Source organism: Bacteroides sp. QWL-09 (assembly GCF_058683585.1).
Map to the genome: position 1 here is coordinate 488,791 of NZ_CM178748.1, position 16,981 is coordinate 505,771.

At 42.0% G+C, this 16,981-nt stretch carries 8 protein-coding genes; 7 read left to right on the forward strand and 1 reads right to left on the reverse strand.

What is annotated here, in order from left to right:
* Window positions 1-70: 70 nt before the first annotated feature.
* From AC4PG5_RS01980 to AC4PG5_RS02010, 7 genes are all read left to right on the forward strand, one after another.
* Window positions 71-3,211 carry a SusC/RagA family TonB-linked outer membrane protein gene (locus tag AC4PG5_RS01980; RefSeq protein WP_492029785.1) on the forward strand — a complete coding sequence of 1,047 codons (3,141 nt, stop codon included), beginning with the start codon at window positions 71-73 and terminating at the stop codon, window positions 3,209-3,211.
* A 22-nt stretch (window positions 3,212-3,233) separates the two neighbouring features.
* A complete protein-coding gene (locus AC4PG5_RS01985; RefSeq protein WP_492029786.1) occupies window positions 3,234-5,099 on the forward strand; it encodes a RagB/SusD family nutrient uptake outer membrane protein in 1,866 nt (621 codons plus the stop codon).
* 30 nt (window positions 5,100-5,129) lie between these two features.
* On the forward strand, window positions 5,130-7,904 hold the full coding sequence (locus tag AC4PG5_RS01990; protein ID WP_492029787.1) for a SusC/RagA family TonB-linked outer membrane protein: 2,775 nt from the start codon (window positions 5,130-5,132) through the stop codon (window positions 7,902-7,904).
* Window positions 7,905-7,917: 13 nt separating this feature from the next.
* Window positions 7,918-9,597 (forward strand): RagB/SusD family nutrient uptake outer membrane protein, encoded by a 1,680-nt coding sequence (locus AC4PG5_RS01995; RefSeq protein ID WP_492029788.1) that lies wholly within the window; start codon window positions 7,918-7,920, stop codon window positions 9,595-9,597.
* 86 nt (window positions 9,598-9,683) lie between these two features.
* On the forward strand, window positions 9,684-10,556 hold the full coding sequence (locus AC4PG5_RS02000) for a glycoside hydrolase family 16 protein (RefSeq protein ID WP_492029789.1): 873 nt from the start codon (window positions 9,684-9,686) through the stop codon (window positions 10,554-10,556).
* Between the two features lie 18 nt (window positions 10,557-10,574).
* A complete protein-coding gene (locus AC4PG5_RS02005; protein WP_492029790.1) occupies window positions 10,575-11,804 on the forward strand; it encodes a glycoside hydrolase family 88 protein in 1,230 nt (409 codons plus the stop codon).
* A 106-nt stretch (window positions 11,805-11,910) separates the two neighbouring features.
* Complete coding sequence (locus AC4PG5_RS02010) at window positions 11,911-15,276, forward strand: glycoside hydrolase family 2 TIM barrel-domain containing protein (RefSeq protein ID WP_492029791.1); 3,366 nt, start codon at window positions 11,911-11,913, stop codon at window positions 15,274-15,276.
* 153 nt (window positions 15,277-15,429) lie between these two features.
* On the opposite strand, the gene AC4PG5_RS02015 is transcribed toward AC4PG5_RS02010, so the two are convergent.
* Window positions 15,430-16,932, reverse strand: coding sequence for a glutamine synthetase family protein (locus tag AC4PG5_RS02015; RefSeq protein ID WP_492029792.1), 1,503 nt, complete (start codon window positions 16,930-16,932; stop codon window positions 15,430-15,432).
* Between the last annotated feature and the right edge of the window lie 49 nt (window positions 16,933-16,981).

Genomic DNA, 16,981 nt, shown 5'->3' on the forward strand with positions numbered 1-16,981 from the left:
CTTCAATACGATCTTTTTCGTATGGGGCTAGTGAACTAAAAAATAATCATTATTAATCGAAATCTATTTTATGAGAAACAAGATTTGGTTACTTGCGTTGGCGTTGTTAGCTGTGCATTCGGGCAAAGCTATTGGAAGCGATAGACCTTCCGAGTCAACGGCTGTTACGCAGCAAACTAAAGGTAAGGTAGTGAAAGGTGTTGTACTAGATAGTATGGGACCGGTTATCGGAGCTACTGTATTTGTGAAAGGAACCCAGAATGGTGTCTCGACCAGCTTAGAAGGAGAGTTTACCTTGACCGTTCCGGTTGGATCGACTATCGTGATTTCCTTTATTGGCTATGAGAACAAAGAGATTGTTTACAAGGGAGAGTCGACATTGAAAATTCGACTAAATGAGAATGTGACTGCTTTGGAAGAAGTACAGGTTATTGCGTATGGTACAACCAAGAAGGTTACGGTAACCGGAGCATTATCTTCTGTGAAACCTGATGAAATCATGAAATCGCCGGTAGGAAGTATTGCCAATGCGTTGAGTGGCAAAGTTCCGGGATTGTCGAGTGTACAAACTAGCGGTCAGCCAGGTGCGGACGATGCTAAGATTTATGTTCGTGGTGTGGGATCATTATCTGAGGGACTCTCTAAACCTTTAATGCTAGTCGATGGTGTGGAACGTTCGTTCTACCAATTAGACCCTAATGAAGTTGAGGATATCACGGTGTTGAAAGATGCTTCTGCAACGGCTGTGTTTGGTGTGCGTGGTGCGAATGGGGTGGTATTGGTGACCACTAAACGCGGACGTGAGGGTAAGGCTAAAGTTTCGTTCTCAACGAGTATGGCTCTTCAATTGCCAACACGTATTCCTGACTTTGCAAACAGTTACGATTACGCGACGACCTACAATCAGGCTCAGTTGCGTGATGGCGTATCGGAAGAGAACCTGACGTTTACTCCAGAGATGTTGGAAGCTTTTCGTACGCATAGCAATCCGGTGATCTATTCTGATACCGATTGGATTGAGATGTTGTTGAAGAAGACGGCTTTGCAAACTCAGCATAACTTTAATATCTCGGGTGGATCGAAGCGAGTACGTTACTTTGCTTCATTAGGTGTGTTTACGCAAGATGGTCTTTTTAAAACATTCGATACTCATGGATATGATACCGGTTTTAAATACAACCGTTATAACTATCGTGTGAATATGGATGTTGATGTGACTTCTACGACTTCGATGAAGATCAACTTAGGTGGACGCTTGACGGATAGACGGGAACCGAACTACAACAACGGTACCGGAACCAATGTGAGTGGTCTGTTTAGAGATGTGTATTGGACTCCACCTTTTGCCGGTCCTGGTATTGTTAACGGCAAATGGGTTGTGGTCAACAGCCAGACATTTGGTAAGTTTGGTATTGTGTCTGATGCTTTAAACTCTTATTATGGAAAAGGGTTTAATACTGACAATGACAACGTCGTGAACTTTGACTTTGCTTTGGAGCAAAAACTCGATCTACTAACCAAAGGTTTGAAAGCCCACATTAAGGGAGCTTATAACAGTGGAGCTAGCATTTCAAAACGTCGTGAAGGACGCGCTGATCGCTATGAGGCCTTTGTAGGAGATAATGGCGAGATCTTACTTAAGAAAAATCAAGAGAAACAAATCTTAGGATATAGCAACGAGACGTACGGACAATCGCGCGACTGGTATTTGGAAGGTGCTTTGAACTATAACAGAAAGTTCGGTTCACATAATGTGTCGGCTTTGTTTATGTACAACCAAAGCATGAAGTACTATTACTCGAGCAACTATCCGGGCATTCCACGTAGTTATGTGGGACTTGTGGGTCGTGCAACATACGACTATAAAACACGCTACTTGGTTGACTTTAGCATTGGTTACAACGGTTCGGAAAACTTTGCTCAAGGCAAACGATTTGGTACTTTCCCTGCAGGATCTATCGGTTGGATCGTGTCTGAAGAATCGTTCATGAAGCCTCTGAAACCTTATGTTAACTATATGAAACTTCGTGCTTCTTATGGTATTGTAGGTAATGATATCGTGTCCGACGGTTCTCGCTTCTTGTACTTACCCGACTCATATATCATCAGCTTTGGTCAATATGGCTTTGGATCGAGCTCGAACAATCTTGTCTCTGGATCGAAAGAGTCTAAGATCGGTAACCCGAATGTGACTTGGGAAACAGCAGCTAAACAGAATTATGGTATCGATATGCATTTCTTCGATGATCATTTGAAGACTTCATTCGATTTCTTTGTCGAGAAACGTAAGAACATTCTAATCTCTCGTCAACTTAATCCGACTTATCTTGCTGTGAGCTTACCGATCGTGAACATGGGTAAGGTAAACAATAAAGGGTTTGAGTTGACTGTGCGTTGGGAAGATCAAATTCAAAATGTGAGATATCACATTGGAACGAACTGGGGATATGCTAAGAACGAGGTGGTGTTTAAAGATGAGATTCCTCAACCTTACGAATGGATGAGAGAAACCGGACGTCCTGTGGGACAACAATTCGGATATAAATACGATGGATTCTTCTCGGAAGAAGAGGCTCTTAACTATGCGTCTTTGAAAGGACAAGAGGGAGGTATCCCTGATCATGGTTCTGGTTTTAATCCGGTAGCCGGCGACGTGAAATATAAGGACTTGAATGGTGACCATAAAATCGATAATAATGATATTTCGGCTATTGGCAATCCTATCTATCCGTTGTTGAGTGGTAATGTGTCGATGGGCTTATCATGGAAAGGTTTTGATGTAAGCATGACGTGGTCTGGCGCATTTAAGACGTCTCGTTTGGTCGATGAGTTCTATCGTTATCCGTTTGGTGAAACCAATAACCGCTCATTATTGAACTATATGATAGAAGATGCTTGGACACCGGAAAAAGGTAACTCTGCCAAAGCACCGGCAATCTCGTTGACGAACAGTAAACCTAATAACTATAAAGATTCGGACTTGTGGTTGCGTGATGCGTCGTATGTTCGTTTGAAGAATGTCGAATTGGGATATTCTTTCCCTAAAAGTATCCTAAGCAAGATGCATCTGAACTCTTTGCGCTTGTCTCTGTCGGGATATAACTTATTAACATTCGATTCATTGGGATTCTGTGATCCGGAAAGTAACCCGAGCGGTAATACTTATCCGTTGGTTAGAGTCGTTAACGTTGGATTAAAAGTTGGATTTTAAGGCTTAAATAAGAGAAATGATTATGAAAAATATAAAGAAACATTTTCAGACTATTGTATTGATGTTGGGACTTCTGGTCTCGACCATTGCATGTGAAGATTTAGCTTTTGGAGATAAATTTCTGCAAAAGCCGCCTAGTACCGATGTAACCATTGATACCATCTTTTCTACATCTGAGTATGCTCGTCGTGTGTTGTGGTATAGTTATCAATATTTGCCTATGGGGCTAGAAGTGACAAACGGATATTGGAACACCATGTGGTTAGGAAATATTGAAGGTCTAACTGATTTGAATCAAGATTATTTGGGATATTCGGGAGTGAATAAGGTGTATTATGCCGGTAGTTATAATGCCGGAGTAGAAAACTCTCCAAGACAACGATTTATGGCGACTAAGATTCGTTTTAATGAAAATGAGACTCACATGTGGTCTGCCATTCGTAATGCTTGGTTGACTGTTGCCAATATTGATCGCGTTCCTGATATGGAGGAATCGGAGAAACTTCGTTTGAAAGCAGAAGCTAAAGCAGTGGTTGCAGTGTATTATACTCACATGTTGCGCCATTATGGTGGTCTGCCAATCGTGGACAAGGCTATTTCACCAGCAGAAGAAGCCATGCCTCCACGCGCAACGTTGCAACAAACGGTCGACTTTATTGTCCGATTGTTGGATGAAGCGATTGCTTGCCCGGAATTTCCTTGGCATATCTCCGAAGAGGAGATCGGCAACTGGGATGGACGTATGACTAAAGCCGGTGCGATGGGTCTGAAAGCTCGATTGTTGCTTTTTGTAGCGAGTCCGCTGTTTAACAATGATCGTCCGTATTTTGATGGTGCGGCTTCGAACGATTTGATGACTTGGTTCGGTGGTTATAGCCGTGAGCGTTGGAAGAGTGCGGTTGATGCGTGTGACGCTTTCTTTAAAGCTGTCAACACCAACGGATACTATAAATTGGTTGAAAAAGAAGATGTTAACCCTAGTGAATATCGTTATGCGTTCCGTGCGGCTTATTTCGATAGAGGAACAACTGAAACGTTGATTTCTGTTCGTAGAAGCGATTACTTTACGGCTAGTCAGCAGCCATACACGAGTCAATCTCTTCGTTGGGGAGCGATTTGCCCGACTAAGGAATATTTCGATATGTTCCAAACGGCCGATGGAGAAGACTTCGACTGGAATAATCCGGAACATACTAAAAATCCTTTTGTGAATAGAGATCCTCGCTTGAATGAAACGTTCATTTTGGATGGTGATATTTTCCAAGGACGTACTGCAGAGGTGACACAAACCAAAACGGACGATCCAACGAATTATCCTAAAGGAAGAGACTGGGGAGTGGGACAAGTTGCAGCAAAATCGTTGTTGACAGGTATAGCTTGCCGCAAATGGGGATTGGACCGTGCCGGTGAGTATAATGGACACATCATTCAATGGCCTCACTTACGTATTGCCGAGATCTATTTGAGCTATGCTGAAGCTTTGAATGAATATAACCAAGGTCCTAATGAATTGGCTTATCAATATGTCGATAAAGTACGTGCACGTGTAGGTATGAAAGGTTTGAAGAAAGGCTTGAGCCAAGAGGAGTTTAGAGAAGCTCTTTTACGTGAGCGAGCTTGTGAATTCGGATATGAGGAAGTGCGCTTCTTTGATTTGATACGTTGGAAGAAAAGCGAGAAGTTCACCTCTCCTTTGCATGGATTGAATATCTATAAGAATAAGAATGATGGTTCTTATATCTGTGAGGAGTTTCCTTTGCTTGGTGGAGCACAAAGTCGTTCTTGGTGGAGTCCGGGCGGATTTTCAGAAAAGTGGTATTTGAGTGCTTTCCCATTGGATGAGGTTAATAAAGGCTATGGGTTGGTGCAAAACCCTGGTTGGGAATAATATATCTGAAAAACATAGATCAATAAAAGTATGAATAAAAGATTTAATATAATACTAGCAGGTGTCTTGTGCTCGATGAATTTGATGGCGCAAGTAGACACGTTAGCAACTCATAAGAACGACGGCGTTGTAGATTTTGGTCGCAATGTGACTTATGACTCTAAGGAGGTGACCGGTGCTGTTTCTGTGGTTTCTAGTGATAAGCTTTCACATAAGAATAGCATTAACCCGACGAACCAACTTTATGGTATGATTCCGGGTCTTCAGGTTTTACAAGATGCCGGTGCAGCTTGGGAAGATGGTGCTTCTTTGTATATACGTGGTATGGGAACCTTGAGTGCCAAGAATCCTCTGATCTTAGTCGATGGGTTTGAACGCTCGCTTAGAGAATTGAGTGCAGAAGAGATTGAATCGGTTACTGTGTTGAAAGATGCTGTGGCAACAAGTATTTATGGTATTCGCGGAGCTAATGGCGTTATTCTGGTAAAGACTAAGCGTGGTTCTTTGACTTCTCCTCAAATTAATGTCTCTTATGAATTCAATATGGCTACACCCAATCGTTTGCCCGATTTTGTAGACGGTTACGGTTATGCTTCTGCATTGAATGAAGCGCTGAAAAACGACGGTTCGTTACCGCGTTATTCGGAATCTGAATTGGATGCTTTCAAGAACCAGACTTATCCGGGGTTTTATCCGAATGTCGATTGGGTAGGTGAGGCTCTGAGAGAACGCAGCTATGGTGATAACGTGACCTTCTCGGCACGTGGTGGTGGTAAATTTGTACGCTACTATACCATGTTGAATTTCTTGGATAATCGCGGTATCTTAAAACCAACAGATGATAACGACGGTTATTCTACTCAATTGAAATATTCTAAGTTGAACATTCGTACAAACTTGGATATCACTGTTTCACCTACAACTACCGTGCAATTGAACTTGTTGGGTAACTTTTCTGAACATAATCGCCCGGGTACCGGCGTTGATGATATTTTCACTGCGTTGTATCAGGTGCCTGCAGGAGCTTTCCCTATTCAAACTGAAAGAGGAATATGGGGTGGAACGACTTCATATGAGAATAACCCGATTGCTAATATCTCTGCAAGAGGATATGCCCGCTCACAAACTCGTGCTCTGTTTGCCGATATGCATCTAAAACAGGATTTATCGTTTATATTGCCGGGGTTATCAGCTGGCTTTAGCATTGCTTTAGACAACTCTGCTGCATATTGGGACAGTAACACTAAGAACTTCGGATATGAGTCTGCTTTATTGAACCTTGAAACAGGTGAAAAAGAGTTCTCAACTCTTCGCAATGAAGGTACTCTCTCTTTCTCTAAAAGTGTAGGTGATGTTTCAACTCATTTTAACTTTGGCGCTTATGCGAATCTGTTGCAACAATCGGGTAAGCATCGTTTGAATACGACATTGGCTTATTCAATGGATAAGACGAGCTCGAAAGGAAGAAATTCCGGACGTGCATTTCTGGATATCGTGGGACAAGCACACTATGCGTATAATAACCGTTATCTGGTCGACTTGTCTGTATCAGGTTCTGCGTCTAGCGTCTTGGAACCTAGTAAGCGTTGGGGACTCTTTCCTGCCGTTGGTGCCGGATGGTTATTGTCGGAAGAAGATTTCTTGAAAAACGACTGGTTGGATTTCTTGAAGTTGAGACTATCGTATGGTATTTCTGGACGTGCTGATTATGGTATGAACTTGTACCAAGATATCTACAGCTCAGGAGGCTCTTATTTCTTTAAAGATACGCCAACGTCGATCAGTGGTATGAAGTTCAGTCAGCTAGGTGTGCAAGGTCTGACTTACGAGAAATCGCATAAGTTTAATGTGGGGGTTGATTTTAAAGCGTGGAAGAAATTATCGTTATCATTCGATGCGTTTTATGATCATCGTACAGATATTCTCATTAATGGGGATAATGCCATCTCGGATGTTTTAGGTATGAAAGCACCAAACATCAATGCCGGTGTGATCGATAATAAAGGCGTTGAAGCTAGCTTAAGCTGGGATGATCAGATCTCGGATTTTACTTATCATATTGGATCTCAGTTCTCATTTGTACGTAACAAGATCATCAATCAGAATGAAGAGTACCGTCCTTACGATTATCAGAAACGTACTGGTGGCTCTTTAAATCAGATGTTTGGTTATGAAGTGGTAGGGATCTATCAATCTCAAGAAGAGATCGATAACCGTGAAGTTAAACAGTATTTGGGAACAGTTCGTCCGGGTGACTTGATGTTTAAAGACCAAAACGGAGACAACCGCATTGACTCTTATGATCAAATCGCATTAGGATACAACTCTGTTTGTCCTGAGATTTATTACTCTTTTGATTTGGGAGCAGAATATAAGGGATTAGGTTTTTATGCTTTATTCCAAGGAGTCGGTAACTATAGTAAGATGCTCGATACGAGAAGTATCTATCGTCCGATTGTTGGAAACAACACGATCTCGACCTATTATTATGAGAATCGTTGGAGTGAGTCGAATCCTAACGGAACTCTTCCCCGGTTGACTTATTCCGGATCGGATAATAATTATAATAATAACTCGTTGTGGGTTGCTGATGCCTCTTTCTTAAAACTTAGAACATTAGAACTCTATTACAATCTTCCGAAAAAGCTGTTGAAGAAAACTCGCGTCATTGATGGAGTGAAAGTTTTTGCTCGCGGACATGACTTGTTTTGCCTCGACAAAATTGATATTCGCGATCCGGAGGCCGTTGGTGCTGTGCATCCAACAATGACTCAATATGCGTTTGGATTTAATTTATCTTTCTAAAAAATAGAACAATATGAAATCTAAGAATAAATATTTTACCCTACTTCTGTCTCTGTTCATATTCGCAGGATGTGACTTTATGGACTGTAATGAGTCGGATTACTATTCATTGGACGAGATTCAAGGCAGTTACGAACGTGTAAAGCAGTTTGCAACAAATGTATACAGTTACCTGCCTCAAGATTTTGGGAGCATCGATGGAGCAATGCAGGATGCGGCAACCGATGATGCTGTTCATGTTTATGAGACTTCTGACGTCCAACGATTTGTGAATGGATCATGGTCGCCAAACAATACGATCGATGATAAATTCTCTCATTATTACGCAGCGATTCATGATGCGAATTTCTATCTTGATAATATGCTTGGGCTCACTTTCGAGGATTCAAAGTATTCTGATGAGTATGTCGATTGGATGAAAGAGTATCCGAACTATGAGTATGAAGTTCGCTTCTTACGTGCATTTTACTACTTCGAACTAGTGAAACGTTACCAGAATATTCCCCTGATCAAGACATGCATCAGTATGGAAGAGGCCAATAAGGTTGAACCGGTATCTTCTCAAGCGATCTTTGACTTTATCATTTCGGAGTGTACTGAAGTGGCCAAATCTTTGCCGGTTAGTTATGCAACCTTTGGAAAAGATAAAGAAACCGGACGTGTAACTAAGGGAGTGGCTTTAGCTTTAAAAGCTCGTGCGGCCTTGTACGCGGCAAGTCCATTGTACAACCCGAACAACGATAAGAGTAAATGGGTGGCTGCAGCAGAAGCTGCTTATGAGATCATTGGTGATCAAGCGAATTTAGGTTATAGCTTGGATAGTAAGTTTGCCAACTTGTTTGGTGCACAGAACAATAAGAGTAAAGAAGTGATCTGGGCACGTCCAACAAGTCCGAGCAACACGTTCGAAGCCTCTAATTTCCCAATGGGAGTAGCCGGTGGTAAAACGTCGACTTGTCCGACAGAGAACTTGGCTAGTGCATTCGAGATGGCTAACGGAGAATTATTCGATTGGTCCAATGAGGCCATGAGGAATGATCCTTATGCGAATAGAGATCCTCGTTTTTACTTGACGATTGTTCATAATGGAATGAAATGGCCTGCAGCAGCTCCTGTGGAAATCTTCGAGGGAGGAAGTAATGGACTACCATTGACGAATGCCACTAAAACGGGATATTACCTGCGTAAGTATGTCAACAATAGCGTTAGTTTTGAACCGGGTACTTCTACAGCAAAGGTGAACCATAACTGGGTTTTATTCCGTTATGCAGAGATTTTATTAGATTATGCTGAAGCGATGGTGAATGCTCATGGAAACATAACAATGACTACCGATAAATGTGGCATGTCTGCTTTAGAAGCGGTTAATCAGGTTCGTGGCCGATCGGGCGTTAATCTTCCTGCTCTCACAACTGCGCTGTCATCTGACGAATTCTTGAAACGTTTGAAAAACGAACGAAGAGTTGAACTGGCGTTTGAAGGTCATCGCTTTTGGGATTTACGTCGTTGGAAAGAATTGAATGATTCAAAGAACATTTATAAAGTGAAAGTGACGAGTGTTGAATCGGGAGTTAATTATGAAAAAGAACTTCTAGAAACTCGCACGATCAGCAATAAGTTGTATTTTTATCCAATATCTAATTCTGAGCTATTTAAGAATAGTAATTTAACTCAGAATCCGGGATGGGATTAAAAGAATCATAAAAAGATATTGGAGGATCTTTATGTCATAAAGATGTTATGGATCTTCTAATATCTTTTATTCAAGTAATAACACTTATGAAAAAGAAATTAAGAATATTCCTTTGGGCTTGGACTTGTGTTGGGGCTTTTACTGCATGTTCTGAATCTGAAGAGATCAATGAGCCCGGTTTGTCCCCGATGGTTGATGTGGCTACACCGACTCGTACTCTTCCGTCCAATGACAAAGTTGGTACGGATTGGACATTGGTCTTTAGTGATGAGTTCAATGACGGAAAGATTGATTTTAACAAATGGACGGTGAACCATTCTACAACTAGCCGTACGCCTCGTCCGCTTCTTGGTATTAAGGAGTGGTATTGGAAACAAGATCAAGTTTTAGAATCGGATGATCATTTAGTGCTTAAGGTTCGTAAGGTTGGTAGTGATGTCATGTATTGCTCATCAGTTTATTCTTATAAGAAGTATGCTTTCAAATATGGATATATTGAGGCTAGAATGAAGATCGCCGATATTAAGAAAGCAACTCATACGGCTTTTTGGCTACAAAATACGAATGTAAATGCAGTCGACGGTACCGGTAATGATGGGGCTGAAGTTGATATTTTTGAGTCTGCATATGTTGCCGATAAAGCAGCATCGACCATTCATATTGATGGCTATGGAAAGGATCATCAGCAGAATCATATTGAATACGAATCTGTAAACTTACATGACGATTATCATATCTGGGGATTGCTTTGGGATGAGAATTCGTTAAAAGTGTACTATGACGGCGTGTTAAAAGCTGAATTTGATGGAAAATGGATACCTAAAGTGGAAGAGTATATTCAGCTTTCCACAGGAGCAACATTCAGTAATGAAGGCAACTTCATTGATCAGCCTTCTGATTCATGGTTGAGCGAAGCGTATGTCGATTATGTGCGTGTGTGGAAATTAGGTAGTAGATAATAATTAAAGGTAAATAAAATGAAAATAAAGCTGTTAGGAGCTTTAAGCTTGTTCGTGTTTAGTTCATGTGTTGGAACTGGGAAGAAAGACATAGTGAGTGTCGGTTTTGAAAGAGCCGAACAACAATTATCAAGACAATTGAAGGCGGTTCCCGAACCAACAGAATATCCTCGTACTATCGGTAAAGATGGGAAGTTGAAAGCCACAAAATTGAACGATTGGACGGAAGGTTTTTATCCGGGTTGTCTATGGTATGTCTATGACTATGATAGAAAAGATTCTTGGAAAGAAGCGGCGATAAAGTGGACGGAAGCGTTAGAGCCTTTGAAGAAGTTGACCAATCATCATGATATTGGTTTTTTGATGTATTGTAGTTTTGGAAATGCCTATCGTCTGACGGGTAATGAAAAGTATAAAGAGATCTTGGTTGAGTCGGCACGTTCGTTATGTACTCGTTTTAATGAGAAGACAGGGTGTATCGAGTCTTGGAATTACCGTAAAGCGTGGAATGGGAAAGATGAGTGGTTCTATCCTGTGATCATCGATAACATGATGAATCTTGAACTCCTTTATTTTGCGACAAAAGTCACCGGAGATTCCATTTATGCGAATATTGCTAATAAGCATGCGGAGACTACTGCAAAGAACCAGTTCCGCGATGATTATAGCAATTACCATGTGGTCGATTACGATCAAGAAACCGGTGCGGTGCTTCATCAAGCGACTTGCCAAGGATTCTCCGATAACTCTGCATGGGCTCGTGGTCAGGCTTGGGCGATCTATGGTTATACGATGGCTTATCGTGAGACTCATAAGAAAGAATTCCTTGATATGGCTATTCATACGGCCGATTTTTGGTTGAATCATCCGAATTTGCCAGAAGACGGGGTACCGTACTGGGACTTTAATGCGGGTCAGCCGGGATATGTGCCGGATTGGAATTACGATCCATGTGCCTTTAAGGTGGTTCCTCGCGATGCTTCTGCAGCTGCTATTGCAGCTGCTGCATTCTTAGAGTTATCTGATTATGTCGACGGAGGAGAGAAATACGACAAAGCTGCCGAAAAGATTTTGACGAGTCTTTCTTCTGAGGCTTATTTAGCGAAAGAAGGATCGAATAGTAATTTCATCTTGATGCATAGCGTGGGGAGTATTCCTCATAATAATGAGATCGATGTTCCTTTGGTTTATGCTGATTATTACTATTTGGAAGCTCTGTTGAGATATCATAAGAAGCATCAGAAATGAGATGACGGAAAAGTCTGATTTCACATTTTACGATTGAATTTTATTATTTTGACCTGCTGACGTTTGTGCAGCAGGTTTAATTTCTTTATATAATTTATCTGATAATATGAATAAACGGATATCAAGTATAGCTGTCGCGTTTTTCTTCAACCTCTTCTTTCTGGCGTTGGCCGGTGAGGAAGGAAAACCTAAATTGCCATATTGGCAAGATATACAAACTGTTTCGGTAAACAAAGAAGCTCCTCGTACGGCTTTTATGACTTATCAAGATCGTCGGTCGGCACTGACTGGAAAATATGAGAATAGTAAGTATTATCAGTTGTTGAATGGAGTCTGGAAGTTCTATTATTCGGATTCTCATCGTTCTTTGCCTAAGGATCTTGTTGAACAGACTTCCAATGCCAAAGGATGGTGCGAAATTACTGTACCTGGCAATTGGGAAGTTCAAGGACATGGAACGCCAATTTATACGAATCATGGATATGAGTTTAAGGCAACTAACCCGCAACCTCCTCAGCTGCCTGAAGATATTCCGGTAGGAGTTTATCGGCGTGAGATCACTCTTTCTAAGGAGTGGCTGGATCGCGATATCTATTTGCATATTGCCGGAGCAAAGTCGGGTGTTTATGTCTATATCAATGGGAAAGAAGTAGGTTATAATGAAGATTCAAAGAATCCGGCTGAGTTTCTCATTAATGATTATGTCCGTGAGGGGAGTAACACTCTTGTCCTAAAGATTTTCCGTTGGAGCACAGGCTCATATTTAGAGTGTCAGGACTTCTGGCGTTTGAGCGGGATCGAACGAGATGTGTTTGTTTATGCTCAACCTAAGGTGGCGGTTAAGGATTTTAGAGTGATTTCAACTTTAGACGAAACGTATAAAACAGGACTTTTCAAGTTAGCCGTTGATGTGCGGAATACTTGTCCTAGTCGTAAGTCTGTGTCGTTAGCTTATGAGTTGCTGGATGCTTCAGGCCGACTTGTAGTAAGTTCTACGGCAAATTGTTCGTTGGAAGGTCATGGTCTTCAGACTGCTTCGTTCGAGAAACAGATCCCGCAAGTCCTGACGTGGACTTCCGAAAATCCCAACTTATATCGATTATTAATCACCATTAAAGAAGATGGAAAGACCACCGAAGTCATTCCTTTTCATGTGGGATTTCGTCGTATCGAAATAAAAGAAACCGATCGGTTGATGAAAAATGGCAAACCTTATGTCTTACTTTTGATTAACGGTCAGCCTTTGAAGTTGAAAGGAGTTAACATCCACGAGCATAATGAGAAGACCGGACATTATGTCACGGAAGAATTGATGCGGAAGGATTTTGAATTGATGAAACAGAATAATATTAATTCGGTTCGTCTTTGTCACTATCCGCAAGATCGTCGATTCTATGAGTTATGCGACGAGTTTGGTTTGTATGTTTACGATGAAGCCAATATCGAGTCTCATGGTATGTACTATAATTTGCGTAAAGGAGGCTCTTTGGGTAACAATCCGGAATGGTTGAAACCTCACTTGTATCGTACGGAAAACATGTACGAGCGTAATAAGAATTATCCGTCATTAACGTTCTGGTCGTTGGGTAATGAGGCTGGCAACGGATATAACTTTTATCAGACTTATTTATGGATTAAGAGCAAAGATAAAGATTTGATGGATAGACCGGTAAACTACGAACGTGCTCAATGGGAGTGGAACTCTGATATGTATGTTCCGCAATATCCTAGTGCAGAGTGGTTGAGACATATTGGTGAAACCGGATCTGACCGTCCAGTAGTGCCTTCCGAATATTCTCATGCGATGGGAAACTCCAGTGGAAATCTTTGGGATCAATGGAAAGAAATATATAAGTATCCTAATCTCCAAGGAGGCTATATCTGGGATTGGGTCGATCAAGGTTTACTTGAAGTGGATCAAAATGGTCGAAATTATTGGACGTATGGTGGCGATTATGGAGTAAATATGCCAAGTGATGGTAATTTTTGCTGTAATGGCCTTGTTGGCCCCGATCGTAAACCTCATCCGGCTTTAGCTGAGGTGAAATATGCTCATCAGAATGTTGCTTTTGAAGCTATTGATGTTGCAGCTGGACGTTATAGAGCGATCAATCGTTTCTATTTCACTAACCTAAACAAATACGTGATCTGCTATGAGCTGACAAGTGGTGGAACGGTTTATAAAAAGGGTCAATTCGCATTGGATGTTGCACCACAAACAACCAAAGACTTTGAAATTCCTATGAAGGCGTTTAAACGTAAGCCCGGAATGGACTGCTTGGTCAATTTTAAGGTGATGACTGTGACTCCGGAACCGTTGATTACTATTGGACATGAGATCGCATGCGAGCAATTTGAGTGGACAATAGAGGGCGACAAGTCGCCTTACCGTTCTGTTGGTCCTAATTTGGATGTTCGCGAGACGGATCATCGGGTGACGGTCTTTTCTCATCAAGTTCATTTTGAATTTGATAAAGTGTTAGGTCGTGTGACGTCATATAAAGTGAATGGTAAGGAATATTTTGATCAGAACTTTGGTGTACAACCGAACTTCTGGCGTGCTCCGAACGATAATGATTATGGGAACACTAATCCTAAACGACTGCAGATCTGGAAAGAAGCTGGTCGTGACTTTAAGATTAATCGGACTTCCATACAACGAGATAAGGGCTTAGTGACATTGGCTGTAGTGTACGATTTGCCGACTGATAATCAGTATGTAATCTCTTATAAGATTTATCCGGATGGTATTGTCAATCTTCGTCTGAAATTTACACCAACAACCCGTGAGGCGGCACAAACAGATCTTTTAGAAGATACGCATCTAGCGACTTTCACTCCGGGAAAGAAGGAACAGCCTAAGAATCGCCTAGAGGTTCCTCGTATTGGAGTACGTTTCAGAATACCAAAACAGATGAATGTTGTGGAATATTATGGACGTGGTCCTGAAGAAAATTACATTGATCGCAATGCCGGTTCGATGTTGGGACGTTATAAAACGACAGCCGAAGAGATGTATGTCAATTATGTACGTCCTCAGGAAAACGGACATCGCACAGATACACGTTGGCTATCTTTAACCAATCGTGCCGGTAAGGGCTTGATGATTCAAGCCCAGAGAACAATCGGGTTTAATGCGTTAAGAAATACTGTAGAGGATTTCGATTCGGAAGATTCACCTCATCCTTATCAATGGAGAAACCGATCACCGGAAGAGATTAGCAATAAGAATGAGAGCGAGGCTAAGAACACCCTTCGTCGGATGAGCCACGTTAATGATATTGTGTATCGTAATTTCGTTGAAGTTTGCATTGATATGAAACAACAAGGCATAGCCGGTTATGATAGCTGGGGGGCTAAAGTACAGCCGGGTTACACGATTCCGGCAGATCAACAATACGAATGGAGTTTTACGTTTGTACCGATCAGTAAGAAAGGGGATATTGATCGTTCTGTTCGTTATGATTATTAAGATCTAAAGCGGGTCTGCGGATCGGTTAAACGGTGTTAGTCGCATGTACTAACGCCGTTTTTTTTGTTTAGTTTGTGACTTTAGATTTTAATCGTTATCTGCTGTAATTACCCTCCGGCAAAATCATTCGATGCTGCCGGAGGGTTTCAGATTTTATCCGCAATGGAAATAGCGACGTACAAGATCGAGCACTTCTTCGGGCTTCTCTTGTAGATCGGCGCGTAGAGTGGAGTCGTCATAGCTTTCTAATTGACGGATGATGCCGTCGATCATAGCGGGACTGAAAACACTATACTGCTCAAAAATAGCACGTTGTGCTTGTAGGCATTTTGCAGAAGCCGCACAACTGTCCGGGAGTTGTTTCAGTGCCTCCAGCTTTTCTTTGTTTTCATTCTTGTGGATATTGACGTTGACATACGTCTTTTCGGCGAGTTCTAAAGCATGGGCTTGTTCGAAGCCATGGCGACAGGCAACGGCTAGTCCGGCTAGCAATTGATAGAGATCGGCCGATCCGTCGGGTGAACGCATCTCGACGGTTTGTTTTTGTGTGGTGTCGAAATTGGTTTGTTCTTCCAAGGGGTTGGCTAAGGCACACATGTCCATCTTTGAAGCCCATCCTAGTGGGACGCGCACCAATACCGAACGATTCCGATCGCCCCAACAAACGTTGGTTGGTGCTTCTTGGTGAGGAACAAGGCGGAAGTAGGAGGTTGGGTTTTTATTTCCAAACGCAGTGATCGATGGAGCTAATTCCATCATGCCTGCAATCGCTTTACGAGCGGTCTCGGATAGAACGCCGTTTTCGAGCATTTGGTTACGACCGTCTTTCATGATACGCATGTGCACATGAAGTCCTGAGCCCGCTTTTCCGACAGTTATTTTTGGAGCAAAGGTGACGTTATAGCCCAATCGATAACCTAATGTGCGGATAATCCATTTGGCGATCATGAGTTGATCGGCGGCATTTTCGGCACGAACCGGTAAGAACTCAATCTCGTTTTGTTCGTAGATCTTGCCGTCGAGGGTGAAATTACCCACTTCTGAGTGACCGTACTTGATTTGTCCCCCGGTTTGGGCGATATACGACATGCATTGGGTGCGAAACTCATTGAACTTGGCATAGGGCGACGATTCATGATAACCTCGTTGATCGGTTGCTTCGTACATTCCGCTATCGGGAGCAATGACATAATATTCTAACTCGCCCATGGCTTGAAATTCCATGCCGGTCACTTCTGTGAAAGCTTTGCAGGCTTTATGTAGGGTGTATTCCGGTGAACTTTCGAGGGGTTGTCCGTCTTTATTGAAGAACGAACAAAGCATCGATAGGGTCGGTAATTCGGCAAACGGATCGATAAAGGCGGTCGAGAATCGTGGGATCACGTATAGATCGCTACTTCCGGCTTCTATGAATGAGAAGAGGCTAGAACCGTCTACGCGTTCGCCGCAGGTTAGGATTGCATCCAGATAGGCTAGATTATTAATGACAAAGTTGAGTGTTTTTAAACGGCCATCCTCTGCCGGGTACATAAAATTGACCATGCAGATCTCTTTTTTTGAGATGTAGGTCATGATGTCCGACTTTGTAAATTCAGAAGTTGGCTTTTGAAAATATCTGACCAATGGATTGGCGCTCATCATAAGTTCTTGATTCATAAGAATGTGTTTTTCGTTAGTGTATAATTAACGGTTATTTATGCGCCAA

What these genes read in the sequence shown, in the direction of transcription:
- AC4PG5_RS02000 (WP_492029789.1), top strand. Translation starts at nt 9,684, where the DNA reads ATGAAAAAGAAATTAAGAATATTCCTTTGGGCTTGGACTTGTGTTGGG.
- AC4PG5_RS01995 (WP_492029788.1), top strand. Translation starts at nt 7,918, where the DNA reads ATGAAATCTAAGAATAAATATTTTACCCTACTTCTGTCTCTGTTCATA.
- AC4PG5_RS02015 (WP_492029792.1), bottom strand. Translation starts at nt 16,932, where the DNA reads ATGAATCAAGAACTTATGATGAGCGCCAATCCATTGGTCAGATATTTT.
- AC4PG5_RS01990 (WP_492029787.1), top strand. Translation starts at nt 5,130, where the DNA reads ATGAATAAAAGATTTAATATAATACTAGCAGGTGTCTTGTGCTCGATG.
- AC4PG5_RS01980 (WP_492029785.1), top strand. Translation starts at nt 71, where the DNA reads ATGAGAAACAAGATTTGGTTACTTGCGTTGGCGTTGTTAGCTGTGCAT.
- AC4PG5_RS02010 (WP_492029791.1), top strand. Translation starts at nt 11,911, where the DNA reads ATGAATAAACGGATATCAAGTATAGCTGTCGCGTTTTTCTTCAACCTC.
- AC4PG5_RS01985 (WP_492029786.1), top strand. Translation starts at nt 3,234, where the DNA reads ATGAAAAATATAAAGAAACATTTTCAGACTATTGTATTGATGTTGGGA.
- AC4PG5_RS02005 (WP_492029790.1), top strand. Translation starts at nt 10,575, where the DNA reads ATGAAAATAAAGCTGTTAGGAGCTTTAAGCTTGTTCGTGTTTAGTTCA.